Raw genomic sequence first — 22138 nt, 5'->3', positions numbered from 1 at the left:
CGCCCCCTCGCTTGCGAGGGGGTGGGCGCAGCCGCGCGGCGGCGTAGCCTGGGGGAGCATGCGTGAGTACTACCGCGCCCTTCGACGTCAAGCTCATGAACATCGTCGCCAACCTTGCGTTCGCGGCGGTGGCGCTCATGCTGCTTGCGGCGGGCGCATGGTGGGTGCTGCGCCAGCCTTTCTTCCCGATCGTCGGCATCAAGGTGGACGGCGAGGTCACGCACAACAACGCGGTCACGCTGCGCGCCAACGTGGCGCCGCAGCTCAAGGGCAACTTCTTCACCATCGACCTGCTGCGCGCGCGCGCGGCCTTCGAGTCGGTGCCGTGGGTGCGCAGCGCGGTGGTGCGGCGCGAGTTTCCGAACAAGCTGCGCGTGACGCTGACCGAACAGGTGCCGGTGGCCATCTGGGGCGACGAGGCGGCCTCGAAGCTGATCAACGGCTTTGGCGATGTGTTCGAGGCCAATGTGGCCGAGGTGGACGACAACCTGCCGCGCCTGGACGGCCCGATCGAACAGGCCGGCCAGGTGCTGGGCATGTACCGGGTGCTGCAGCCGCAGTTCAAGCCCTACGACTTCAGCATCGACGAACTCACGCTGTCGAGCCGGGGCAGCTGGAAGGTGGTGCTGGACACCGGCGCCGAGATCGAGCTGGGCCGCGGCCAGAGCGAAGAAGTGACGGCCCGCCTGCAGCGCTTCCTGAAGACCGTGACCCAGGTCGCGGGACAGTACCACCGCACGGTGGCGGATGTCGAGGGCGCCGATCTGCGCCACAACGACGCGTATGCATTGCGGCTGCGCGGCGTCACCACGGTCTCGCCAGAGGCCCCAAGAAAAATCAAGTAGCGAATACCGAGGAATCGAGGACATATCAATGCCCAAAGAATACAAAGACCTGGTCGTAGGACTCGACATCGGCACCGCCAAAGTGATGGTGGTGGTGGCCGAGGTGCTGCCCGGCGGCGAGCTCAAGCTGGCCGGTCTCGGCATCGCGCCGAGCAACGGGCTCAAGCGCGGCGTGGTGGTGAACATCGACGCCACGGTGCAGAGCATCCAGCAGGCGCTGAAAGAAGCCGAGCTGATGGCCGACTGCAAGATCAGTCGCGTCTACACCGGCATCACCGGCAGCCACATCCGCGGCATCAACTCGAGCGGCATGGTGGCGGTGAAGGACAAGGAAGTGACGCCCGCCGACGTGGCCCGCGTGGTGGAGACGGCGCGCGCCATCAACATATCGAGCGACCAGCGCCTGCTGCTGGTGGAGCCGCAGGAGTTCGTGATCGACGGCCAGGACGTGAAGGAGCCGATCGGCATGAGCGGCATGCGGCTCGAGGCCAAGGTGCACATCGTGACCGGCGCGCAGAGCGCGGCCGAGAACATCATCAAGTGCGTGCGCCGCTGCGGCCTCGAGGTCGACCAGCTGATGCTGAACCCGCTGGCATCGAGCCAGGCGGTGCTGACCGAGGACGAGCGCGAGCTGGGCGTGGTGCTGGTCGACATCGGCGCGGGCACCACCGACGTGGCGATCTTCACCAACGGCGCGATCCGCCACACGGCCGTGATCCCGATCGCGGGCGACCTCATCACGAGCGACATCGCGATGGCGCTGCGCACGCCGACCAAGGACGCGGAGGACATCAAGGTCGAGAACGGTTTCGCCAAGCAGCTGCTGGCCGACCCCGACACGCAAGTCGAAGTGCCGGGCCTCGGCGACCGCGGTCCGCGCATGCTGAGCAAGCAGGCGCTGGCCGGCGTGATCGAGCCGCGCATCGAGGAAATCTTTTCGCTGGTGCAGCAGGTGGTGCGCGAGTCGGGCTATGAAGAAGTGCTGTCGTCGGGCGTGGTGCTCACGGGCGGCAGCGCGGTGATGCCCGGCATGGTCGAGCTTGGCGAAGACATCTTCCTCAAGCCCGTGCGACGCGGCATTCCGAAGTACTCCAGCGCGTTGTCCGACATGGTCGCGCAGCCTCGCGCGGCTACAGTCATGGGCCTTCTCGAAGAGGCACGCTTCGCGCGCATGCGCGGCTTCAAGGTCGCGCAGAAGAATGGGTCGGTGAAAACCGCATTCGGCCGCTTCAAGGACTTCATAGTGGGGAATTTCTGACGATGATCAAGTCTCCACTCTGGCTCGCGCGCGGCAGCCCTCCATTGCATTTCAACGAGCGATGGCGACGCACAGGTCCACCGCCATGACGAGCGCATCGTTGTTCTCGTCGCGGCACAAGAAATATTCATAGACACATAACGGCAACTGCAAGATTCAAGGAGTTAGAAATGACCATCGAAATGATCGAAGTCGAAGAGTTCAATCAGGGCACGCAGATCAAGGTGATCGGTGTCGGCGGTGGCGGCGGCAATGCGGTCGCCCACATGATGGAGCGCGGTGTGCAGGGCGTTCAGTTCGTCTGCGCGAACACCGACGCCCAGGCACTGCAGCGCAGCAGCGCGCACAAGATCATCCAGCTCGGCACCAGCGGCCTGGGCGCCGGCAGCAAGCCCGACAAGGGCCGTGAGGCCGCCGAGCTCGCGGTGGACGACATCCGCGCGGCCATCGACGGCGCGCACATGCTGTTCATCACCGCCGGCATGGGCGGCGGCACTGGCACCGGCGCGGCACCCGTGATCGCACGCGTCGCCAAGGAAATGGGCATCCTCACCGTGGGCGTGGTGACCAAGCCCTTCGACTGGGAAGGCGGCCGCCGCATGACCAACGCCGACGCCGGCCTGGCCGAGCTCGAAGCCAACGTCGACTCGCTGATCGTGGTGCTCAACGAGAAGCTGCTCGACGTGCTGGGCGAAGACGTCACGCAGGACGAAGCCTTCGCGCAAGCCAACGACGTGCTGAAGAACGCCGTGGGCGGCATCTCGGAAATCATCAACGAGTACGGCGGCGTGAACGTCGACTTCGAAGACGTGCGCACCGTGATGGGCGAACCCGGCAAGGCCATGATGGGCACGGCCGCGGCCGCAGGCCCCGACCGCGCGCGCATCGCCGCCGAGCAGGCCGTGGCCTGCCCGCTGCTCGAAGGCATCGACCTCTCGGGCGCCAAGGGCGTGCTGGTGCTGGTGACGGCATCGAAGGGCTCGCTGAAGCTGAACGAGTCGAAGCTGGCGATGAACACCATCCGCGCCTACGCTTCGCCGGACGCGCACGTGATCTACGGCGCCGCCTACGACGACAGCCTCGGCGACGAGATGCGCGTGACCGTGGTGGCCACCGGCCTGTCGCGCGCCGACGCACGCCGCCAGGCACCTACGCTGGAAGTGATCCGCACCGGCACCGACAACATCGGCTTCACCGTGCCCACGCTCGGCGGCACCGGCCATGCGCACAGCAGCGGCAGCCAGCCGAACTACGACGGCATGGCCGTGCCCAGCGTGTGGCGCACCAACCGCACGATGGCCGCCGCCAAGGTGGACGCGCTGTCGTCGGGTGGCATGGACGACTTCGAGATTCCGGCCTTCCTGCGCCGCCAGGCCGACTGATACTGGGCTCGCCCCCAGGCTGCGCGCACTTCGTGTCGCTTCGCCTTCCCCCTGCCGGGGGCAACACCTGAGGCCCGGCGGAGCCGGTTCCTCGGTGTTCGCGAAGTGACTCAGCGAGACGCAGAGGGCACGAGGGTTCGCAAGGGGTACGGGGACGACCTGAAAGGGACGTCTGCTGGCTCTAGGCGCTGCGTCCACCTCGTGCCCTTTGCGTCCATTTTTTCGTGCCGGTCCGGCGGGGTTGCATAGAACACATGTCTATCGGTGCCATAGCCAGGGGCATAGGGCGTCATGCCCGTCGCGCGCCTAAAATCGAGGGCGTGCTGCAACAACGAACCCTCAAGTCGATCAGCCGCGCCGTGGGCGTGGGGCTCCACAGCGGCCAACGCGTGGAACTGACCCTGCGCCCCGCGCCGGCCGACACGGGCATCGTGTTCCGCCGCGTCGACCTGCCCGAGCCGGTCGACATTCGCATGACCGCCGAGTCGGTCACGGACACGCGCCTGGCTTCCACGGTCTCCACCGGTGGCGCCAAGGTGCAGACCGTCGAGCACATCATGTCGGCCTGCGCGGGCCTCGGCATCGACAATCTCTACATCGACATCACGGCCGACGAAGTGCCGATCCTCGACGGGTCGGCTTCTTCATTCGTGTTCCTGCTGCAGAGCGCGGGGATCGCGCTGCAGAAGGCGCCGCGCCGCTTCATCCGCGTGACCCGCAAGGTCGAGGTGCGCGAAGGCGAGGGCGCCAACGAGAAGTGGGCGCGCCTGGAGCCGTATCACGGCTTCAAGCTGAGCTTCGAGATCGACTTCGACCACCGGGTCGTCAACTCCACCGGCCAGCGCGTGGAGTTCGACCTGGGCACCGACTCCTACAGCCGCGACATCGCGCGCGCCCGCACCTTCGGCTTCACGAAAGAGGTCGAGTACATGCGCAGCAAGGGCCTCGCGCTCGGCGGTGGCCTGGACAACGCCATCGTGATGGACGACACCAAGGTGCTCAATGCAGGCGGCCTGCGCTACGACGACGAGTTCGTGAAGCACAAGATCCTCGACGCCATGGGCGACCTGTACATCATCGGCAAGCCGCTGCTGGCCGCGTACACCGCGTTCCGCTCGGGCCATGCGCTGAACAACAAGCTGCTGCGCGAACTGCTCTCGCACAGCGACGCCTACGAAGTCGTGACCTTCGAAGACGAAAAGCGCGCGCCGCGCGGCTTCGGCGAAGTCGCCCGCGCCTGGTAGACCCGGCGCAGGCCACGTTCACACATGCTTCTTTTTCGCTGGGCCATCCTGCTGCTTCTGCTGGTGGCGGGCGTGTCCTTTGCGTTCTATGCGGGTACCGGGCAGGTCAAGTACCGGCGCTTCGGCTGGATCGTGCTGAAGTGGACGCTGCTGGCGGCGTTCGGTTTCTTCGCCGTTCTGATCGCCGAACGCGTAGCCTAGTCGACACCCCTCACTCAGGCGGCCAGCGCCTGCAGTGCCTGCACCTGCTGCGCCAGCAGCGGCCCCTTGCGATGGGCCGGCACCAGCAGCATGACGGAGTCTCCCAGCGCTTTTGGTCGTCCCCACGGCGCATGCAGCTTGCCTTGGGCGAGCAGTGGCGCGACGAGCTGTTCGCGGCCCATCAGCACGCCTTCGCCGTCGACCGCGGCCTGCAGCGCAAGGCTGTAGAGCGAAAAGTCCGGCCCCGCAGCCAGTGCATCGGCTTCGGCAGTCGTGGTGCCGGCGCGCGTGGCTTGCAGCCAGCGCTGCCAGTCGTCACGCCACACCGTGTCGTGCAGGCCGCCGCAGCGGGCCAGCAACTCCGCCAGGTCGTCGAGTGAACGGGGCCGGCCGCTGGGCAGCGGCTGCTGCAGACGCGGACTGCAAACGGGAAGCAGGCGGTCTCGCGCCAGCGGTATCGCCTGCGCGCCCACAGCAGTCTCGATCTGCTCGCCGGTCCGCGCATAGAACAACCCCAGGTCGAAGGGTTCGCGGCGAAAGTTCGGCGGCTGCTCGAGCGCTGTTACCGACACCTGCACGCCGGGCAGTGCGGCTTTCAATCGCGAGAGCCGGGGCGACAGCCACAGCTGCGCCACGGCAGGCAGTGCCGCCACCTGCAGCGTGCTGCGGCGAGCGGCGGTCTGGGTTTCGTGGCGCAGCGCCTGCACCGCCAGGCCGAGCTGGTCGACAGCAGCGCTGAGTGCAGGCAGGGCGCGCCGTCCGTGCGCGCTCAGGCGTATGCCCTGGCTGTGCCGCTCGAACAGCGCGCCGCCGGCCCAGGTCTCCAGCGCCTTGATCTGCTGCGCGACGGCGGCCGGGGTGACGAACAGTTCTTCCGCCGCCCGCGCGAAGCTGCCGTGGCGCGCGGCGGCTTCGAAGGCGCGCACGGCGGTGTGCGGAGGTAGGCGAGGGCGGGGCGGTGCGAGCGGCATGGTGAGAATCCGAGAGACATAAGGCCAAGTTTTTCTAGGGCTCGGGCACAGATTATCCGGTTTGCCCGCTGCCGTGCGACGGGCGACGATGCGGCCACACACCACTTCCAGCGAGATACGCCGCATGCCCGCCGCCCTGCAACGCCGCCTTTGGGTTCCCGCCGCCAGCGAAGACCACGTGCTCTCCATCGCCGCCGATGCCTCAGCGCGCGACGCGGCGGGCATTGCCGCGGAGATCGAGCGGCTGGTTGCCGACAACCACCGCATCCACGACGTCGACGGCCTGAACCTCAACCCCGCCACCAATGTCATGAACCCGGCGGCCGAGGCGCTGCTGTCGCGCGGGCTCGGCTCGCGCCCTTCGCTCGGCTACCCCGGCGACAAGTACGAGATGGGGCTGGAAGCCATCGAGCGCATCGAGGTGGTCGCCGCCGAACTGGCGGCCGAGGTGTTCGGCGCGCAGTTCGCCGAGGTGCGCGTGGGCTCGGGTGCGCTATCGAATCTCTATGTGTTCATGGCCACCTGCCAGCCCGGCGACACCATCATCGCGCCGCCCGCGGCCATCGGCGGGCACGTCACGCACCATGCGGCGGGCGCGGCCGGGCTCTACGGCCTGAAGACCGTGCCGGCTCCCGTCGATGCCGACGGCTACACCGTCGACGTGGCCGCCATGGCCCGGCTGGCGCGCGAGGTGCGGCCGAAGCTCATCACCATCGGCGGCAGCCTCAATCTCTTTCCGCACCCCGTGCCCGCCATCCGCGAGATTGCCGACAGCGTGGGCGCGAAGCTGCTGTTCGACGCCGCGCACCTGTCGGGCATGGTGGCCGGCAAGGCGTGGCCGCAGCCGCTCGAAGAGGGCGCGCATGCCATCACCACGAGCACCTACAAGAGCCTGGGCGGCCCGGCGGGCGGGCTGATCGTGTCGAACGATGCGGCGCTGATGGAGCGCATCGACGCCATCGCCTATCCGGGCCTCACGGCCAATTCGGACGCGGGCCGCACCGCCGCGCTGGCCCGCGGGCTGCTCGACTGGAAGGTGCACGGCAGGGCGTATGCGGCAGCGATGCGCGAGACCGCGCAGGCACTGGCGCGCGCGCTCGATGCCGAGGGGCTGCCGGTGTTCGCGAAGGCGCGCGGCTTCACGCAGTCGCACCAGCTGGCGGTCGAGGCCGCGCGATGGGGCGGCGGGCAGCGCGCCGCGAAGCTGCTTGCGCAAGGCGGCCTGCTGGCCTGCGGCATAGGGCTGCCCATTGCGCCGGTCGATGGCGACATCAACGGCCTGCGGCTCGGCGTGCCGGAAATCGTGCGCCTCGGCCTCACGGCCGAAGACATGCCGCAGCTGGCGTCGTGGATCGCGCGCGCCTTGCAAGGCGATGCCGCCTCGGTGGCCGTCGAAGTGCGCGAGCGCCGCAAGCGCCTGGGCGAGCTGCGCTACGTCGTGCGCTGAGTCAGCGCGAGCGGCCTTGCCGGTAGGTGCCGGCATGCGTCTTCGAAAGCTCGGCCGCCTGCGCGAGCCGCGCCATCGAGCGCCCCACCTGCGCATGCGTGATGGCGATGCCCAGCGCGTCGGCCGCGTCCGCGCCCGGCAGGCCCGGCAGGTCGAGCAGGCGCTTCACCATCTCCTGCACCTGTGCCTTGGCGGCCTGCCCGTGTCCGGCCACCGCCTTCTTCATCTGCAGCGCGGTGTACTCGGCCACCGAGAGGTTGCTGTTGACCAGCGAGGTCACGCAGGCGCCGCGCGCCTGTCCCAGCAGCAGCGTCGACTGCGGGTTGACGTTGACGAAGATGATTTCCACCGCCGACGCATCGGGCTGGTAGCGCGCCGCGATTTCCGCGATGCCGTCGAACAGCACCTTGAGCCGTGCCGGCAGATTGCCGGTGCCCAGGTGTCGCGTGCTGATGGTGCCGCTGGCCACGTAGCGCAGCGCGTGGCCGTCCGCATCGACCACGCCGAAGCCGGTGGTCTGCAAGCCGGGGTCGATGCCAAGAATTCGCATGAACAGGAAGGAGGCCTTTGCTGCCTCAGGCGTTGAAGTACCAGCGGATCGAGTGGAAGAAGATCGGCGCCGCAAAGCACAGCGCGTCGACGCGGTCGAGCAACCCGTTGGCCCCGGTCACGCCCACGCCCTTCTTGCCCCAGTTGGGAATGCCGCGGTCGCGCTTGAGCGCCTTCATCACCAGGTGCCCCATCGACCCGGCGATGCACGCGATGACCGACACAGCGAGCGCCTGGCCGAACTTGAACGGCGTGATGAAAGAGAACAGCGCACCCACCAGGCTCGCCACCACGATGCCGATGCCCCAGCTGGTCCAGTTGAAGCTGCGACTCACGTTGGGCGCAAAGGGCGCGCGCTGGGTGCGGCGCGAGATGAGGTGCTGCACCAGCACCGAGGTCTGCACCACGAACACCAGGAAGAACACGAGGAAGGCGCTCTTGCCTTCGTAGCCCGGAAAGCTCAGCAGCAACAGCGCCGGCACGTGGCTCATGCCGTAGACGCAGACCATGATGCCCCACTGCAGCTTGGCGTTGCGTTCGAGGAATTGGCTCGGGTCGTTGGCCAGCGCGCTCGCCACCGGAATGGCGAGGAACACGTAGACCGGAATGAACACGGTGAAAAGATCGAAGCGCGCGGTGGCCACGAGCCAGAACTGGATCGGCAGCACCACGAAGAAGGCGAGGATGAGGCTGCGGTGGTCGCCGCGCCGCGTGGGCGAGAGCGTGATGAACTCGCGCAGAGAGAAGAAGGCGATCAGCGCGAAGAGCACGGTAGCCACCGTCTCGCCCAGCGCCCAGCCGATCCAGAAGATCACCGCCATGAACCAGGTGGTGCCGAGCAGTCCGCGGAAGTGGGCCAGCTCGGCTTGCCAAGTGGCGTCGTGCACGGGGTTGCGGCGCTCCCTGAAGGTGAGGAAGAAGGCCGTGGCGCTCACGATCGCGAGCACGCCGAAGACGATGAGGAAGAGGGCCGCGACCTGTTGGGTCGGGGTCAGGTTGCGCAGGAACTGGTTCATTTTTTACTGCGCTTCGGGTTTGTTCGGGGCGTGTGTGAAGGCCACCGGGTAGCTCCCTCCGCGAATGTCCCCCGGCCTGCGGCCTCCTCCTTTATTTCGCTGCGGGAGCCACCCGGCGCCCTTCACACAATGGACGCGGCTGTTGTGCAGGTCGATCAAGAAGTGCTTCATGTCAGACATCGCGCAAAGCGATCACCGCAGCGCGTGCACGGTCGAGGAAGGGACGGCGCTCCTCGCCTTCCTCGACGCGTATCGGCGCGCCGAAGGTGACGGAGCAAAGGATGGGTACGGGCACGATCTCGCCCTTGGGCATGACGCGCTGCACGTTGTCGATCCAGGCCGGCACCAGCACCACCTCGGGGAACATCGTGGCGAGCGCGTAGAGGCCCGACTTGAACTTCTGCGGCTCGCCGGTGTGGCCGCGCGTGCCCTCGGGGAAGATGATGATCGAGTCGCCGCTGCGCAGGGCTTCGATGAGCGGGGCCAGCGGATCTGCTGCTGCGGGCGCGGCCGCAGCGGCCTCGGGTTCCGGGGCGGGTGTGGCAGGGGGAGGCGCAGGTGGCGGCGGTGGCGGTGGCGGTGGCGGTGGCGGAAGATCCAGCTGGCCCTGCACTTCGTTCATGACCTCTGCCGACGTATCGACGAAGGGCAGGGACATCGGCAGCAGCGGTTCCATCGAAGGCTCGATGCGCCCGGCCGGCGGCGCCGGTTCAGCGGCCATGGGCGGCGGTACCTCCACGGAAGGCGCGGGGGCGGGAGGTGTCGTTGCCGCGCGCTCCACGTACACCGCGTTGAACACTTCCGTCGTGATCCAGCGCTTGACCGGCGTGTTGGCCCAGTAGTCGCGCGCCGCGATCGGCCGGGTGATGCTGCGCAGTTCCTCCGGCAGCGCGGCCCAGATCATCACGAGGTCGGCGTGGCTCTGGTGATTGGCGAAATAGATGCGCTGCTCGGCCTTCGGTGGACAGCCGTACCAGCGCGCCTGCGCGCCAGTGAGCAACCGGACGATTCCCAACAACAACCAACCCGTGAGCTTTGCCAGCATATGGGCGCGATGATACGGGCCATGCGATGGCGTTTCGATCCTCTTTCTCTGGCGTGGGCGGTGGCCCTGTTTTTCATTCTCGTGCTGCTGGCCACCGTCGGCGCGCGATGGGGCTGGGTGCGCAGTTTCTTCGGCGACGTGCTGGCCGTGGTCTGGGTGTACTTCGTGTTCAGGACGGCCATCGGCGCGCGCGTGCTGCCGCTGGCGCTGGCCGCGCTGGCGGTGGGTTGCGCGGTGGAGCTGGGGCAGTACCTCGCGTCGGCATGGCACCTGCGCATCTCGAACCGGGCCCTGCGCATCGTGCTCGGCAGCACGGCCGACTGGTGGGACGTGGTGGCCTACGTGCTCGGCTTCTTCGGCGTGCTTGGCATCGAGCGCCTGCGCGGCGGTTTCAGGTCCGTCAGGGCAGCTCGGCCGCCGGCATCCGCGCCATGACCGTCGAGGCCCGGCCGCTCAGGTAAGGCGAGCCGGGACGGCGTTCGAAGAACTTGGGGCTCGGCAGCATCACGGCCAGGCGCGCTGCCTCGTTGGCGCTCAGGCGTGAAGCCGGTTTGCGGAAGTAGTACTGCGACGCTGCTTCCGCGCCGAACACGCCTTCGCCCCACTCGACGTTGTTGAGGTAGATCTCGAGGATGCGCTGCTTGTCGAGCAGCAGCTCCAGCAGCGTGGCGAGCACCAGCTCCTGGCCCTTGCGCAGCATGGTGCGCTCGCCTGAGAGCAGCAGGTTCTTCGCGAGCTGCTGCGTGATGGTCGAGCCGCCGCGCAGCCGCACAGGCTGCATTGGCTTGCCGCGCGCCACCGCACGGGCGGAGCGCTTGGCCGCCAGCTCCTCGGCCTTGGCGTTGCGCTGGCGCGCGCGTTCGATGGCTTCCCACTCCACGCCGTTGTGGTCGACGAAACCCGCGTCCTCGCTCGCGATGACGGCGCGCTTGAGGTTGTCGCTGATCTGCGCATACGACACCCACTGCTGCCGCCAGCCGCCACCGCTGCCCTTGTGGATGGCGATCTGGAAGGCTTCGGAGCGCTGGAACGCCGTGCTCTCGGGGTTGATCACGGCCATGGCCGCGATGCGCGCCACGAAGAACAGCTCGAGTGCCACGCCCGCCACCACGAGGCAGGCGATCAGGCGCAGCACGGCTTTCATGCTTTCGAGGCGGCGGCGAGTGAGCTTCGGAGTTCGGCCAGCACCTGGGCCGAGGGCGGACGCACGCCGCGCCAGATCTCGAACGCTTCCGCCGCCTGTTCGACCAGCATGCCCAGCCCGTCGCGCGCGACCGCGCCGTGCGCCTCGGCCCAGGCCATGAAGCCGGCGGCGGCGGGGCCGTACATCATGTCGACCGCGAGGCCGCCGGGGCGCAGCACCTCGGCGCTCACCGGCACCGCATCGCCCGCGAGGCTGGAGGCCGTGGCGTTGACCACCACGTCGAACGCGCCCGGCACCTTGTCGAGCGCCCAGGCTTCGAGCGAGGCGCCGTGGCGCAGCGCAACCGCGGCATGGCGGCGCACCAGTTCGATGGCCTTGTCGACGGTGCGGTTGGCCACCACGACGCGCGCGGCGCCCGCGTCGAGCAGCGGGCCCAGCACGCCGGCCGCCGCACCGCCCGCGCCGATCAGCAGCAGCGCCTTGCCCTGCAGCGGCACGCCCGCGTTGCGCACGATGTCGTTGACCAGGCCGATGCCGTCGGTGTTGTCGGCGTGGATGCCGCCGTCGGCCTCGAAGCGCAGCGTGTTCACGGCCTGCGCGAGCCTGGCGCGTTCGCTTGTGTGATGCGCCAGCGCGGCGGCTTCGAACTTGAAGGGCACGGTGATGTTGCAGCCGCGCGCGGTGTCGCCGCGTTCTGCCGCCTCGGCGCGAAAGGCCGCGATGCCTTCGGCGAAAGCGCCGATGGGAACGAGCCGGCGGCCATAGTCCATCTGCTGGCCGCAGAGTTCGGCGAAGCGGGCGTGGATGTGCGGCGAGCGGCTGTGCTCGACGGGGTTGCCTATGACGCAGTACAGGTCCATGGTGTTGGGCGGCGCGGCCGTCTCTGGGCTATTGGGAGGTGATTTCCATCGTGCCGTCGCGCGCGAAGCGGAACAGCCCCTGGATCACCATCTGGTCGGCCTGTTCGCGGCGCATCGCGTCGGTGAACTTGCCGAAGCTGCCGACGCTGCGAACGATGGCCTGCGCCCGGCGGTCGAGCGCGATGTTGCCCGAGCTCTGGTCGACGTCGACGGCGAGCACCTTGCCGTCGAAGTTGACGGTCATGGTCATCTTGAGTTCGCCGTACAGCTTCTGGCCGGCGATCTGGGGAAAGTTCTCTGCGGCGCGCGCCTCGATGCGGCGAAGCATCTTGTCGACGTAGACGGCGAAGGAGGCCTCGCGCGTGGTCGGGCTGATGTAGCGCTTCTTGGGGCGCGCGTTTTCTTCGTTCACGCGGCGCTCGATCTGGGCGAGTATCTCGACCATCTGGCGCCGCTTTTCCTCTTGCGCGGCCGCTTCGGTCGGGTCGCCCGGATTGCGCGGGTCCGGCACCGGCATCGCGGCCAGTTCGCGCTTGAGCTGCGCGAGCATCTGCATCTGCTGGGCCTGCATGGCTTCGACCTGGCGCCGCGAATCCTCGAAGGAGTCGCCCACCGAGGTGAAGCTCGACGGCGGCAGCGGGCTGGTGGCGCGGCCCTGCTCGAGGTCGCCGCCGCCCGCGAGCGAGGTCTGCGCCATGACCTTGGCCTTCGGGTCTGGCTTGTCCTGCGTCTTGCTGTTGACCAGGATCACTTCGAGCGGCGTTTCGCTGAAGACCTTGTTGAACGACTCGGGGTCGACGAAGCGCACCGCGAGCAGCGCGGCATGCGCGATGACCGACACGCCCAGGGCGATCTGCAGCGTGCTGAGGTCCTTGAAGTTCATTCTCTAAACTCCTCCAGAGGGGCGCATGTGACCGGCCCGGTGGCTCATGCGGGCGTGTTCTCGGGCGCGGCCTCGCTGTCCGTCAGGTCGACCGCGATGGCGATCGGACCTGCAACCACTTCTTCTTCGTCGCTTTCCTCGTCGGCGGCCGCACCTGCCTTCGGCGTGTCGAGGCGTTCTAGCACGGTGCCCGTCACGTCGAGCGCGATCTCGTCGATTTCGCCGAGCTTCACGCGCAGGCGCGCCCCGCGCTCCTGCTGGCCGGCCACGGGGAACACCAATGGCAGCGTCTCGGCACGCACCAGCGCGCCGTTGGGCAGGTCCTTGATGACGGTGGCCTCGAGCTCGGTGATGCCCTGCTGCTGCAGGTACTTCAGCGTCCAGAAGCGCTCCATGCCGCCCTGGTAGGCGTTGTACGTGGCGTAGGCCGCGTCGAAGCCCGAGAGGATGGAGAACAGGTCGGCGTCCTTCGGCTTGAATGGCGCGGCCAGCGCGGCGGTCTTGCCGTGGCGCGCGGCTGCAATGATCTGCCACTGGTTCACCAGGTCGGTGTAGCGGCGCAGCGGCGAGGTGCTCCACGCATAGCTCTTCACGCCCAGGCCCGCGTGCGGCAGCGCGCGCGTACCCATGCGCACCTTGATGCCGGGCGCGAGGCTGGCCTGGCTGCGGTACAGCCCGGGCACGCCGAGTTCGCCGAGCCAGCCGCCCCAGCTACTGTTGGCCAGGATCATGGCCTCGGACACGATCAGGTCGAGCGGCGCGCCGCGCTGGCGCGTGCTGATCTGCACCTGCTCGCTGCCGGTGGGCTCGCCGTCGTTGCCGACGAGGCGGAAGTTGTAGTCGGGCCGGTTGAAGTTCTCGGGCTTGCCGCGCACCACTTCGCGCTGTGCCTTCAGCTGTTTCGCGAGGCGGAACAGGAAGGAGAGCGGGGCGCGCAGTCGGGCTGCGGCTTCGGGCGTGTTGTCGCTCTGGAACGAAGCGTCTTCGAGCCAGGGCTGGGTGACGACGGTGTCGAGCTGGTCGTGGCGCAGGTTGGCGACGATGGGCACGCGCTCCAGCTTGGTCTCGGTGCCTTGCAGCTCCAGCGTGGCTTCGTCGAAGCGCGCATAGAGCGACACCGCCGGGCGGTCGCCGCCTTCGAGCAGCGTGTAGGTGTTGACCACGTCGTCGGGCAGCATCGTGATCTTGTAGCCCGGCATGTAGACCGTCGACATGCGCGCGCGCGCCACGTTGTCGATGGCGCTGCCGGGCGTCAGTGCGAGTGCCGGCGCCGCGATGTGGATGCCGACGGTGACGGTGCCGCTGCTCAGGCCCTGCACCGAGAGCGCATCGTCGATTTCGGTGGTCTGCGAGTCGTCGATCGAGAAGGCCTGCACGCCGGACGCCACGGGCAGGTCGTCCACGATGGCGGGCGCCGCGAGCGCGGGGAAGCCGGTGCCCTTGGGGAAGTTCTCGAACAGGAAGCGCCGCCAGTGGAACTGGTAGGGCGAGTCGATGGCGCCGGCGCGTTCCAGCAGGTCGAGGGGCGGGCGCTGCGTGGCGCGCGCTGCATCGACCACGGCCTTGTATTCGGGCGCGTTCTTGTCGGGCCTGAACAGGATCTTGTAGAGCTGCTCGCGCACCGGCGCGGGGCACACGCCCTCGGCCAGCTGCCCGGCCCACTCGGTGATCTGCGCCTGGACGGCTTTCTTCTTCTCGATGGCGGCCAGCGCCTGCTGCACGATTTCGGCGGGCGCTTTCTTGAAGCGGCCCTTGCCGGCGCGGCGGAAGTAGTGCGGTGCCTCGAACAGCGCCAACAGCGCCGCGGCCTGCTGCGCGAGCGAGGGCTTGTCGCTGAAATAGTCGGCTGCGAGTTCGGCAAAGCCGAATTCGCCTTCTGCCGCGAACTCCCAGGCGAGGTCGAGGTCGATGGTGGCGGCGAGCGTGCGCGCCTCGGCGATCAGCTCGGCGGGCGCGGGCTTCTCGAAACGCAGCACGATGTTGGCGCCCTTGACCTTGACGCGCTTGCCGGTGTCGAGCTCGACCTGTGCCGATGCTTCGGCCTCCGACAGCACGCGGCCGCCGAGGTACTTGCCGGCTTCTTCAAACAATACAAACATAGTCTCCGATTCTCCCACGCGGAAAACCGATGCGATCCAATACCAGGATGCCGCGGAACCGGCTTCGCCGGGCCGCAGGCATCGCCCCCTGCAAGGGGGTTGGCGAAGCGACACGAAGTGCGCGAAGCCTGGGGGTGTGCCTAGACCGGATTGATGAAAGCCATGACGTCGTCCAGGTGCGCCTTGTCGAAGTCCGACAGCGCATGGTCGCCGCCTTCGAGCAGCTTGATGTTGCTGTCCGGATAGCGCGCGGACATCTCGTGCCAGTCGAGGGCTTCGTCGCCTTTCGCGATGATGGCGAACACGCGCTCGGGCCGCGTGAGCTGGCCGACTTCCATGGCGCGCAGCTCGTGGATGTATTCGGGCCGGAAGTAGAAGTGCTCGGCCGGATCGTGCCAGACGGTCTGGTCGCCGATGTAGCGCGTGAGGTCGCGCGCTGGATGCACCGCCGGGTTGAGCAGCACGGCGCGGCAGCGCGTCATGCCTGCCACGTAGGTGGCATAGAAGCCGCCGAGCGAAGAGCCCACCACCGCCATCGACTTGCGCGGCCAATGCGCGATGCCCTTCATCACCATGTCGATCGCATCGTGCGGAGAAGGCGGCAGCTGCGGGCACCACCACTGCAGGTTCGGATGGCGCCGCGCCACGCGGTCCGCCATGATCCGGGCCTTCGTGGACTGAGGCGAGGAGCGGAAGCCGTGCAGGTACAACAGGTGAGTGGTTTGCGGATCCATGCGATGAAGATTCGGGAGGAGCGTGCGTCGCGCCACGCTTGCCAGGACCGGGTAATTTTGCATGAGGTCTGTTCTTGCGAGACCGCTTCCAACATACAAAAAACCCGCGAGCGGGGTCCTTCGGCCTGTCATGCCCGGGCGTGCGCGAACCCTTTGGAGGCCCCTGTTCACAAGGGCTTGCACGAATCGAGACTTAAAGTATTCATGTTGCTCTTTGCCGTGGTGCGAGTGGCCTACGTTCGGGTTACCTCGACGTGCGGCACATACGGCAAAAAAGCGGCGCAAGTGTCGTGGGGTGCCTGCCAGGATGCATCCCATGAACTGGGTAGGCGTTGCCGAATTAACAATTTGCGCCGAGCCTTATGCTCATACCTATGAACATCGAGGCTCAGGACGACGGGGCGCTACGCCGGTGGGGCGTGCTCGTCGTCGAAGACGACAGCCGCGCGCGCGCTTTTTTCGAGGCCAGCGTGCAGCGCAGCTCACGCCTTTTCTGGCTCGGCAGCGCAGGCAGTGTGCAGGAGGCGCGGGCCTGGCTGGCGCGCACGGCGACAATTCCCGACGTGCTGCTGGTCGACCTCGGCATGCCCGACGGCACCGGGCTGGACGTGATCCGCGACGCGGTCGCGCGCTTTCCCGGCTGCGAGCCGCTGGTGGTGTCGGTCTTCGGCGACGAGGAGAACGTGCTCGCCAGCATCGAGGCCGGCGCGGTGGGCTACATCCACAAAGACGCCGCGCCCGAGGACATCGCCCAGACCATCGTCGAGATGAAGGCCGGCGCATCGCCGATCTCGCCCATGATCGCGCGGCGCGTGCTGGCCAAATACCGCAGCCTGCAATCGTCGGCGGCGAGCGCGGTCGGCGGCGCCGAAGTGCCGGGCGGCGCGCCCGAGGCGCCCGCCGAGGAGTCCGATCGCGGCTTGCTGTCGGGACGTGAACACGAGGTGCTGACGCTGATCGCGCGCGGCTTCTCTTACGCGGAGATCGCCCGGCTCAAGGGGCTGAGCGTCCATACGGTGCAGACTCATATCAAGAACCTCTACGGAAAGCTCGCGGTGCATTCCAAGAGCGAGGCCGTCTTCGAAGCGACGCGCCTCGGCCTGCTGTCTCATCCGGGCTGAGCGCGGATGGTGCCGAAGCTGGTGTCGTCGCTGATTTCGTTCCTGTTGGCGCTGCTGCTGTCGGGCATCGCCACGACGGCGGCCGCGAGCGCGCCGGAGCAGCCGCTCGAACTCACGCAAGGCTCGGTCACGACCTCGGTAGACGGCGTCACGCGCACCGGGCCGGTCGCGCTTTCCTATCACTGGGACCGGCAGCACGCCGGACACCCGGGCTTCGCGACCTTCGACCTGCCGTTCACGCTCGATGCCGCGCCCCAGACCCCGTGGGGCATCTTCATTCCGCGCGTGGGCAACGTGTTCGAAGTGCAGCTCAACGACGCGCTGCTGCAGGTCTACGGCGACCTGGACCGCGGCAACGACGCCGACTACGCAAAGGCCCCGATCTACGTGCCCGTGCCGGGCCGCCTGCTGAAGCCGGGCGAGAACCACCTGCAGATCCGCCTTCGCGCCGACAGCGGCCGGCGCGCGGGCCTCTCGCACGTGACCATCGGCCCGGCTGCACAGGTGCGCACTGAACTGTTCGAGAGCGCCTACGCCTGGCGCTTCACCGGCTCGGTGCTGCTGGCCGCGTTCAGCCTGATCGTCGGCGGCATCGCCCTGGCGCTCTGGCTGACGCAGGTAGAAACCGGTGCCGACGGCCGGCCGCGGCGGGAAGGCATTTATTTCTGGGCCGCGCTGGCCGAGTTCTGCTGGGCCATCCGGGTGGCCGACGGCGTGATCGCCGAGCCGCCGCTGACCTGGGGCGTCTGGGGCGTGCTGATGGCCGTCTGCTACGCGGGCTGGGTGGTCTCGGTGATGATGTTCGGCTGCCACATCGCCGGATGGGGCAACGACCGCCGCTTCCGCTGGGTGCGCTGGCCGATGGCCGCCATCGTGGCCGGCACGGCAATCTTCACCACGGTGGCCCTGCAGCGCGAGGAGCCGATGTGGCTCACCGGCTGGCTCGCGGTGGAAATCGTACTGGTCGTCGCGCTGGTGGGCGCCTTCGCCGTCGCGACCGTGCGCCGGCCGAACACCGAACAGCTGCTGGTGGCCGGCGCCGCGCTGGTGACGGTGGCATTCGCCGCGCGCGACTGGCTGGTCATACGGCTGAGCGACGCCTACGGCGAGACCACCTGGGTGCGCTATTCGTCGGTGTTCTTCGGCGTGGCCCTGTTGCTGATCGTGCTGCGGCGCTTTCATGTGGCAACGGCGCAGGCGCGCGGTTCGGTGGCGGCGCTGGCCGAGCAGGTGGCCCAGCGCGAACGCGAATTGGCCGCCACCTATGCGGAGCTCGAGGCCGCGGCGCGCGACCAGGCGCGCACCCACGAGCGCGAGCGCATCCTGCGCGACATGCACGACGGCGTGGGCTCGCACATCAGCTCGGCGATCCGGCAGCTGCAGTCGGGCCAGACCAGCCCGGGCGACCTGCTGCGCACGCTGCGCGATTCGCTGGACCAGCTCAAGCTGTCGATCGACTCCATCCACCTGCCGCCGGGCGATGTCGGCGCCTTGCTCGCGGCGCTGCGCTACCGGCTGGAGCCCCGGCTGGCGGCGGCCGGCATCGAGTTCGAATGGGCGGTGGAAGAGATCGACGCGGTGGCGCGGCTCGACGCCCAGACCATGCGGCAACTGCAGTTCCTGCTGTTCGAGGCCATATCGAACGTGTTGCAGCACGCCCAAGCCACGGTGCTGCGGCTCGAGGCCGACATGCGCGGCAAGACGGTGCAGGTGCGGGTGATCGACAACGGCAAGGGCTACGACGCCTCGCAGGTGCCGAGGGCGCTGGCGGAGCGCGCCGGGGCCATCGGCGCTCGCCTGGCGGTCGAAAGCCGACCGGGCCGCACGGTCGTTCAGCTGGCCTTCGATTGAAGCGGGCGCCGGGGCGGGGATAATCCGCCCCCATGTCTGCCGTGTTCAACCAGCCCTCCCTGGCGCGTCGCATCGCGCCCATCTTCCAGGGCTTCGACGGCTTTCTGGCCTTCGCAGTGCTGCTGCTCGCGTTCGCCGGATTGCTGACCATGTATTCGTCCGGTTACGACCATGGCTCCCGTTTCGTCGACCATGGCCGCAACATGCTGCTGGCCGGCTTCATCATGTTCGTGGTGGCGCAGGTGCCGCCGCAGAAGCTCATGCTCGCTGCCGTGCCGCTCTATGTGACGGGGGTGGCGCTGCTGGTGGCCGTGGCGCTCTTCGGCATCACCAAGAAGGGCGCCCAGCGCTGGATCAACCTGGGCATGGTGATCCAGCCCAGCGAAATCCTGAAGATCGCGATGCCGCTGATGCTGGCATGGTGGTTCCAGCGCCGCGAAGGCCAGCTGCGGCCGCTCGATTTCGTGGTGGCGACGGTGCTGCTGGCGGTGCCTGTCGGGCTCATCATGAAGCAGCCCGACCTGGGCACCTCGCTGCTGGTGCTGGCGGCGGGCCTGGCGGTGATCTTCTTCGCGGGGCTGCCCTGGAAGCTGATCGTGCCGCCGGTGGTGATCGGCGCCGTGGCCATCACGCTGATCGTGAGCTTCGAGTCGCGGCTGTGCGCCGACGGCGTCGACTGGCGCGTGCTGCACGACTACCAGAAGCAGCGCGTATGCACGCTGCTCGACCCCAGCAAGGACCCGCTGGGCAAGGGCTTCCACATCATCCAGGGCATGATCGCCATCGGCTCGGGCGGCGTGGGCGGCAAGGGCTTCATGCAGGGCACGCAGACGCACCTGGAGTTCATTCCCGAGCGCACCACCGACTTCATCTTCGCGGCCTATTCCGAGGAATTCGGGCTCATGGGCAACCTGATGCTGATCTCGGCCTTCATCCTGCTGATCTTCCGGGGGCTGGTCATCGCGACCAACGCCACCACGCTGTTCTCGCGCCTGCTGGCGGGGGCGGTGACGATGATCTTCTTCACCTACGCCTTCGTGAACATGGGCATGGTCAGCGGCATCCTGCCGGTGGTGGGCGTGCCGCTGCCGTTCATCAGCTATGGCGGCACCGCGATGGTGACACTGGGGCTGGGGCTGGGGATCCTGATGTCGATCGCCCGGGCCAGGAAGCTGGCGCAGAACTGAGGATGCCAGGAACACCGCGGAACCGGCTTTGCCGGGCCGCTGGTGTTGCCCCCGGCAGGGGGAAGGCGAAGCGACACGAAGTGCGCGCAGCCTGGGGGCGAGCCATAGAATCCGACGATGATCTCTCGCGAACCCACCATCGAGCGCCTCGCCACGGCGCAACAGCTCCTTCTCACGCCGTTCGGACTCGACGAATCGCACCTGAGCAAGGCCTTGGCCGAGATCACCGCGCACCGGGTGGACGACGCCGACCTGTACTTCCAGTACACCCGTAGCGAAGGCTGGAGCCTCGAAGAGGGCATCGTCAAGACCGGCAGCTTCAGCATCGACCAGGGCGTCGGCGTGCGCGCGGTCAGCGGCGAGAAAACCGCCTTTGCCTATTCCGACGACATTTCCGAAGCCTCGCTGCTCGACGCGGCGCGCACGGTGCGCTCGATCTCTTCCGCGGGCCGCACCGGCCGCGTGAAGACGGCAACCCGCAAGATCGCTTCGAGCCGTTCGCTCTACGACGGCATCGACCCCATTTCCACGCTCGACAGCACCGCCAAGGTCAAGCTGCTCGAGAAGGTCGAGAAACTGGCGCGTTCGCGCGACCCGCGCGTGGCGCAGGTCATGGCCGGCCTCGCGAGCGAATACGACGTGGTCCTGGTGGCACGCGCAGACGGCACGCTGGCCGCCGACGTGCGCCCGCTGGTGCGTCTTTCGGTCACGGTGATCGCCGAGCAGAACGGCCGCCGCGAAATCGGCTCCGGCGGCGGCGGCGGGCGCTTCGGCCTGGCCTACTTCACCGACGAGCAGATCGCCGAATACGTCGACCACGCCGTGAAGGCCGCCCTGACCAACCTCGATGCACGTCCGGCACCCGCCGGCGAGATGACCGTGGTGCTCGGCTCCGGCTGGCCCGGCATCCTGCTGCACGAAGCCATCGGCCACGGCCTCGAGGGCGACTTCAACCGCAAGGGTTCCAGCGCGTTCTCCGGCCGCATCGGCCAGCGCGTGGCCGCCAAGGGCGTGACGGTGCTCGACGACGGCACCATCGCCGACCGCCGCGGCTCGCTCAACGTCGACGACGAGGGCAACGCCAGCCAGCGCAACGTGCTGATCGAGGACGGCATCCTCAAGGGCTACATCCAGGACTCGCTCAACGCGCGCCTCATGAAGGTCAAGCCCACCGGCAACGGCCGCCGCGAGAGCTACGCCCACGTGCCGATGCCGCGCATGACCAACACCTACATGCTCGGCGGCGACAAGGACCCCAAGGAAATCGTCGCGAGCATCAAGAAGGGCCTGTATGCCACCAATTTCGGCGGCGGGCAGGTCGACATCACGAGCGGCAAGTTCGTTTTTTCGGCCAGCGAGGCCTACTGGGTCGAGAACGGCAAGATCCAATACCCGGTGAAGGGCGCGACCATCGTGGGCAACGGCCCCGACGCGCTCACCCGCGTGACCATGATCGGCAACGACATGGCGCTCGACTCCGGCGTGGGCACCTGCGGCAAGGAAGGCCAGAGCGTGCCCGTGGGCGTGGGCCAGCCCACCCTGCGCATCGACGGCCTGACAGTAGGTGGAACGGCTTAGGCCTTTCGTCACTTGCGGATTGTTTCCTCCAGTTGCTAAGCTGCGTCCCTTTTGCGAACGACAGAACTCAAGGAGCAACTCGATGGGGAGCAGGATCAATTCATCCGCTGTGCTGTGGGCCGTGACCGCCGTGGTGGCGCTGGCCTCCGCCGGTTGCGCGTCGCGCGGTGGTTCGGGCAGCCAGCCCGAGGCGGCGCCTGCGGCTGCAGCCGCTCCGGCACGCGGCGGCGCCAAGGCCGGCATGAACGCCCAGGGCAATGTCGTCGACTCGTCGAAGGTCGAAGCCGGCAGCGGCAAGACGGTCAAGGGTCTGAACGGCTACGAAGGCGAGATCACCGGCAACCCGGCGCGCAACAGCAAGTTCGCTCGGCTGCAGATCGGCATGAGCGCGCGGCAGGTCACCGACCTTGCCGGCCAGCCGACCGACCAAGGTGCCTACGTGACCGGCAAGGCCTTCATTCCGTTCTATTTCGGCAGTGACCGCCACCGCTTCGAGATGACCTACAAGGGTCAGGGCCGGCTGATCTTCGCGGGTGGCGGCATGGGCGATTTCTCCAGCGGCAACCTGATCTGGATCATCCACAACCCCAACGAATCGGGCTACCGCTAAGCAAAGCCGCGCACGCCTGCTTGACCCGGTTTTTGCTTTCCGTGCTACATTTCGCCCACATGTCCGCCCTCCGCGCTTATTTCTTTGCCTACTTTTGGTTCCCGGTTTCCGGC

General features: G+C 67.9%; 21 protein-coding genes. 12 read left to right on the top strand and 9 right to left on the bottom strand.

Going from position 1 to position 22138, the window contains the following annotated elements:
- Positions 1-95: 95 nt before the first annotated feature.
- The 5 genes from ACQY8B_RS19815 (at position 96) to ACQY8B_RS19795 (ending at position 4930) form a co-directional block, all read left to right on the top strand.
- Positions 96-845, top strand: a complete 750-nt coding sequence (locus ACQY8B_RS19815) for a cell division protein FtsQ/DivIB (protein ID WP_422089080.1) — start codon at positions 96-98, stop codon at positions 843-845.
- Positions 846-873: 28 nt separating this feature from the next.
- On the top strand, positions 874-2103 hold the full coding sequence (gene ftsA / locus ACQY8B_RS19810) for a cell division protein FtsA (protein ID WP_081270183.1): 1230 nt from the start codon (positions 874-876) through the stop codon (positions 2101-2103).
- Between the two features lie 170 nt (positions 2104-2273).
- Complete coding sequence (ftsZ, locus tag ACQY8B_RS19805; RefSeq protein WP_422088268.1) at positions 2274-3485, top strand: cell division protein FtsZ; 1212 nt, start codon at positions 2274-2276, stop codon at positions 3483-3485.
- Positions 3486-3805: 320 nt separating this feature from the next.
- The gene (gene lpxC, locus ACQY8B_RS19800; RefSeq protein WP_172839925.1) at positions 3806-4729 is read left to right on the top strand and encodes a UDP-3-O-acyl-N-acetylglucosamine deacetylase; all 924 of its coding nucleotides are present in this window, start codon (positions 3806-3808) and stop codon (positions 4727-4729) included.
- Between the two features lie 24 nt (positions 4730-4753).
- Complete coding sequence (locus ACQY8B_RS19795; protein WP_172839926.1) at positions 4754-4930, top strand: hypothetical protein; 177 nt, start codon at positions 4754-4756, stop codon at positions 4928-4930.
- A gap of 14 nt (positions 4931-4944) precedes the next feature.
- Here the strand turns inward: ACQY8B_RS19795 and ACQY8B_RS19790 are convergent, their stop codons facing one another.
- On the bottom strand, positions 4945-5856 hold the full coding sequence (locus ACQY8B_RS19790; protein ID WP_422088267.1) for a LysR family transcriptional regulator: 912 nt from the start codon (positions 5854-5856) through the stop codon (positions 4945-4947).
- Between the two features lie 169 nt (positions 5857-6025).
- Between ACQY8B_RS19790 and glyA the strand changes: the two genes are divergently transcribed.
- The gene (gene glyA, locus ACQY8B_RS19785) at positions 6026-7348 is read left to right on the top strand and encodes a serine hydroxymethyltransferase (RefSeq protein ID WP_422088266.1); all 1323 of its coding nucleotides are present in this window, start codon (positions 6026-6028) and stop codon (positions 7346-7348) included.
- A gap of 1 nt (position 7349) precedes the next feature.
- Here the strand turns inward: glyA and ruvC are convergent, their stop codons facing one another.
- From ruvC to ACQY8B_RS19770, 3 genes are all read right to left on the bottom strand, one after another.
- Entirely contained in the window at positions 7350-7898 is a 549-nt protein-coding gene (gene ruvC / locus ACQY8B_RS19780; RefSeq protein WP_422088265.1) for a crossover junction endodeoxyribonuclease RuvC, read from the bottom strand.
- Positions 7899-7923: 25 nt separating this feature from the next.
- A complete protein-coding gene (locus ACQY8B_RS19775; protein ID WP_422088264.1) occupies positions 7924-8913 on the bottom strand; it encodes a phosphatidate cytidylyltransferase in 990 nt (329 codons plus the stop codon).
- 172 nt (positions 8914-9085) lie between these two features.
- Entirely contained in the window at positions 9086-9958 is an 873-nt protein-coding gene (locus ACQY8B_RS19770; protein ID WP_422088263.1) for a lysophospholipid acyltransferase family protein, read from the bottom strand.
- Between the two features lie 9 nt (positions 9959-9967).
- Here ACQY8B_RS19770 and ACQY8B_RS19765 point away from each other — a divergent pair, with 9 nt between their 5' ends.
- Complete coding sequence (locus ACQY8B_RS19765; protein ID WP_422088262.1) at positions 9968-10393, top strand: DUF2809 domain-containing protein; 426 nt, start codon at positions 9968-9970, stop codon at positions 10391-10393.
- On the opposite strand, the gene mtgA is transcribed toward ACQY8B_RS19765, so the two are convergent.
- The 5 genes from mtgA to ACQY8B_RS19740 all read right to left on the bottom strand — a co-directional run bounded on the left by mtgA (position 10359) and on the right by ACQY8B_RS19740 (position 15678).
- Positions 10359-11102 (bottom strand): monofunctional biosynthetic peptidoglycan transglycosylase, encoded by a 744-nt coding sequence (gene mtgA, locus ACQY8B_RS19760; RefSeq protein WP_422088261.1) that lies wholly within the window; start codon positions 11100-11102, stop codon positions 10359-10361. The two genes, ACQY8B_RS19765 and mtgA, sit on opposite strands and share 35 nt — an antisense overlap.
- Complete coding sequence (gene aroE / locus ACQY8B_RS19755) at positions 11099-11962, bottom strand: shikimate dehydrogenase (RefSeq protein WP_422088260.1); 864 nt, start codon at positions 11960-11962, stop codon at positions 11099-11101. The genes mtgA and aroE overlap by 4 nt, the downstream gene beginning before the upstream one ends.
- A 28-nt stretch (positions 11963-11990) precedes the next feature.
- The gene (locus ACQY8B_RS19750) at positions 11991-12845 is read right to left on the bottom strand and encodes an energy transducer TonB (protein WP_422088259.1); all 855 of its coding nucleotides are present in this window, start codon (positions 12843-12845) and stop codon (positions 11991-11993) included.
- A 44-nt stretch (positions 12846-12889) separates the two neighbouring features.
- The gene (locus ACQY8B_RS19745) at positions 12890-14944 is read right to left on the bottom strand and encodes a ribonuclease catalytic domain-containing protein (protein WP_422088258.1); all 2055 of its coding nucleotides are present in this window, start codon (positions 14942-14944) and stop codon (positions 12890-12892) included.
- A gap of 140 nt (positions 14945-15084) precedes the next feature.
- On the bottom strand, positions 15085-15678 hold the full coding sequence (locus tag ACQY8B_RS19740) for a YqiA/YcfP family alpha/beta fold hydrolase (RefSeq protein WP_422088257.1): 594 nt from the start codon (positions 15676-15678) through the stop codon (positions 15085-15087).
- Positions 15679-16040: 362 nt separating this feature from the next.
- Here ACQY8B_RS19740 and ACQY8B_RS19735 point away from each other — a divergent pair, with 362 nt between their 5' ends.
- The 5 genes from ACQY8B_RS19735 (at position 16041) to ACQY8B_RS19715 (ending at position 22025) form a co-directional block, all read left to right on the top strand.
- On the top strand, positions 16041-16799 hold the full coding sequence (locus ACQY8B_RS19735) for a response regulator (RefSeq protein WP_422088256.1): 759 nt from the start codon (positions 16041-16043) through the stop codon (positions 16797-16799).
- A gap of 6 nt (positions 16800-16805) precedes the next feature.
- Positions 16806-18650, top strand: coding sequence for a histidine kinase (locus ACQY8B_RS19730; protein ID WP_422088255.1), 1845 nt, complete (start codon positions 16806-16808; stop codon positions 18648-18650).
- 32 nt (positions 18651-18682) lie between these two features.
- A complete protein-coding gene (rodA, locus tag ACQY8B_RS19725) occupies positions 18683-19837 on the top strand; it encodes a rod shape-determining protein RodA (RefSeq protein ID WP_422088254.1) in 1155 nt (384 codons plus the stop codon).
- A gap of 117 nt (positions 19838-19954) precedes the next feature.
- Positions 19955-21415 (top strand): metalloprotease TldD, encoded by a 1461-nt coding sequence (tldD, locus tag ACQY8B_RS19720; RefSeq protein WP_422088253.1) that lies wholly within the window; start codon positions 19955-19957, stop codon positions 21413-21415.
- Between the two features lie 82 nt (positions 21416-21497).
- Positions 21498-22025, top strand: a complete 528-nt coding sequence (locus ACQY8B_RS19715) for a hypothetical protein (RefSeq protein WP_422088252.1) — start codon at positions 21498-21500, stop codon at positions 22023-22025.
- The last annotated feature ends 113 nt before the right edge of the window (positions 22026-22138 follow it).

The sequence above is a fragment of the Variovorax sp. genome (assembly GCF_965279555.1).
Taxonomy (GTDB): domain Bacteria; phylum Pseudomonadota; class Gammaproteobacteria; order Burkholderiales; family Burkholderiaceae_C; genus Variovorax.
Note: the sequence above shows the minus strand (reverse complement) of the source record. Positions and strands in the feature narration are given on the sequence as shown.

What these genes read in the sequence shown, in the direction of transcription:
- ACQY8B_RS19815 (WP_422089080.1), top strand. Translation starts at nt 96, where the DNA reads ATGAACATCGTCGCCAACCTTGCGTTCGCGGCGGTGGCGCTCATGCTG.
- ftsA (WP_081270183.1), top strand. Translation starts at nt 874, where the DNA reads ATGCCCAAAGAATACAAAGACCTGGTCGTAGGACTCGACATCGGCACC.
- ftsZ (WP_422088268.1), top strand. Translation starts at nt 2,274, where the DNA reads ATGACCATCGAAATGATCGAAGTCGAAGAGTTCAATCAGGGCACGCAG.
- ACQY8B_RS19795 (WP_172839926.1), top strand. Translation starts at nt 4,754, where the DNA reads ATGCTTCTTTTTCGCTGGGCCATCCTGCTGCTTCTGCTGGTGGCGGGC.
- glyA (WP_422088266.1), top strand. Translation starts at nt 6,026, where the DNA reads ATGCCCGCCGCCCTGCAACGCCGCCTTTGGGTTCCCGCCGCCAGCGAA.
- ruvC (WP_422088265.1), bottom strand. Translation starts at nt 7,898, where the DNA reads ATGCGAATTCTTGGCATCGACCCCGGCTTGCAGACCACCGGCTTCGGC.
- ACQY8B_RS19775 (WP_422088264.1), bottom strand. Translation starts at nt 8,913, where the DNA reads ATGAACCAGTTCCTGCGCAACCTGACCCCGACCCAACAGGTCGCGGCC.
- ACQY8B_RS19770 (WP_422088263.1), bottom strand. Translation starts at nt 9,958, where the DNA reads ATGCTGGCAAAGCTCACGGGTTGGTTGTTGTTGGGAATCGTCCGGTTG.
- ACQY8B_RS19765 (WP_422088262.1), top strand. Translation starts at nt 9,968, where the DNA reads ATGATACGGGCCATGCGATGGCGTTTCGATCCTCTTTCTCTGGCGTGG.
- mtgA (WP_422088261.1), bottom strand. Translation starts at nt 11,102, where the DNA reads ATGAAAGCCGTGCTGCGCCTGATCGCCTGCCTCGTGGTGGCGGGCGTG.
- aroE (WP_422088260.1), bottom strand. Translation starts at nt 11,962, where the DNA reads ATGGACCTGTACTGCGTCATAGGCAACCCCGTCGAGCACAGCCGCTCG.
- ACQY8B_RS19750 (WP_422088259.1), bottom strand. Translation starts at nt 12,845, where the DNA reads ATGAACTTCAAGGACCTCAGCACGCTGCAGATCGCCCTGGGCGTGTCG.
- ACQY8B_RS19745 (WP_422088258.1), bottom strand. Translation starts at nt 14,944, where the DNA reads ATGTTTGTATTGTTTGAAGAAGCCGGCAAGTACCTCGGCGGCCGCGTG.
- ACQY8B_RS19740 (WP_422088257.1), bottom strand. Translation starts at nt 15,678, where the DNA reads ATGGATCCGCAAACCACTCACCTGTTGTACCTGCACGGCTTCCGCTCC.
- ACQY8B_RS19735 (WP_422088256.1), top strand. Translation starts at nt 16,041, where the DNA reads ATGCTCATACCTATGAACATCGAGGCTCAGGACGACGGGGCGCTACGC.
- ACQY8B_RS19730 (WP_422088255.1), top strand. Translation starts at nt 16,806, where the DNA reads ATGGTGCCGAAGCTGGTGTCGTCGCTGATTTCGTTCCTGTTGGCGCTG.
- rodA (WP_422088254.1), top strand. Translation starts at nt 18,683, where the DNA reads ATGTCTGCCGTGTTCAACCAGCCCTCCCTGGCGCGTCGCATCGCGCCC.
- tldD (WP_422088253.1), top strand. Translation starts at nt 19,955, where the DNA reads ATGATCTCTCGCGAACCCACCATCGAGCGCCTCGCCACGGCGCAACAG.
- ACQY8B_RS19715 (WP_422088252.1), top strand. Translation starts at nt 21,498, where the DNA reads ATGGGGAGCAGGATCAATTCATCCGCTGTGCTGTGGGCCGTGACCGCC.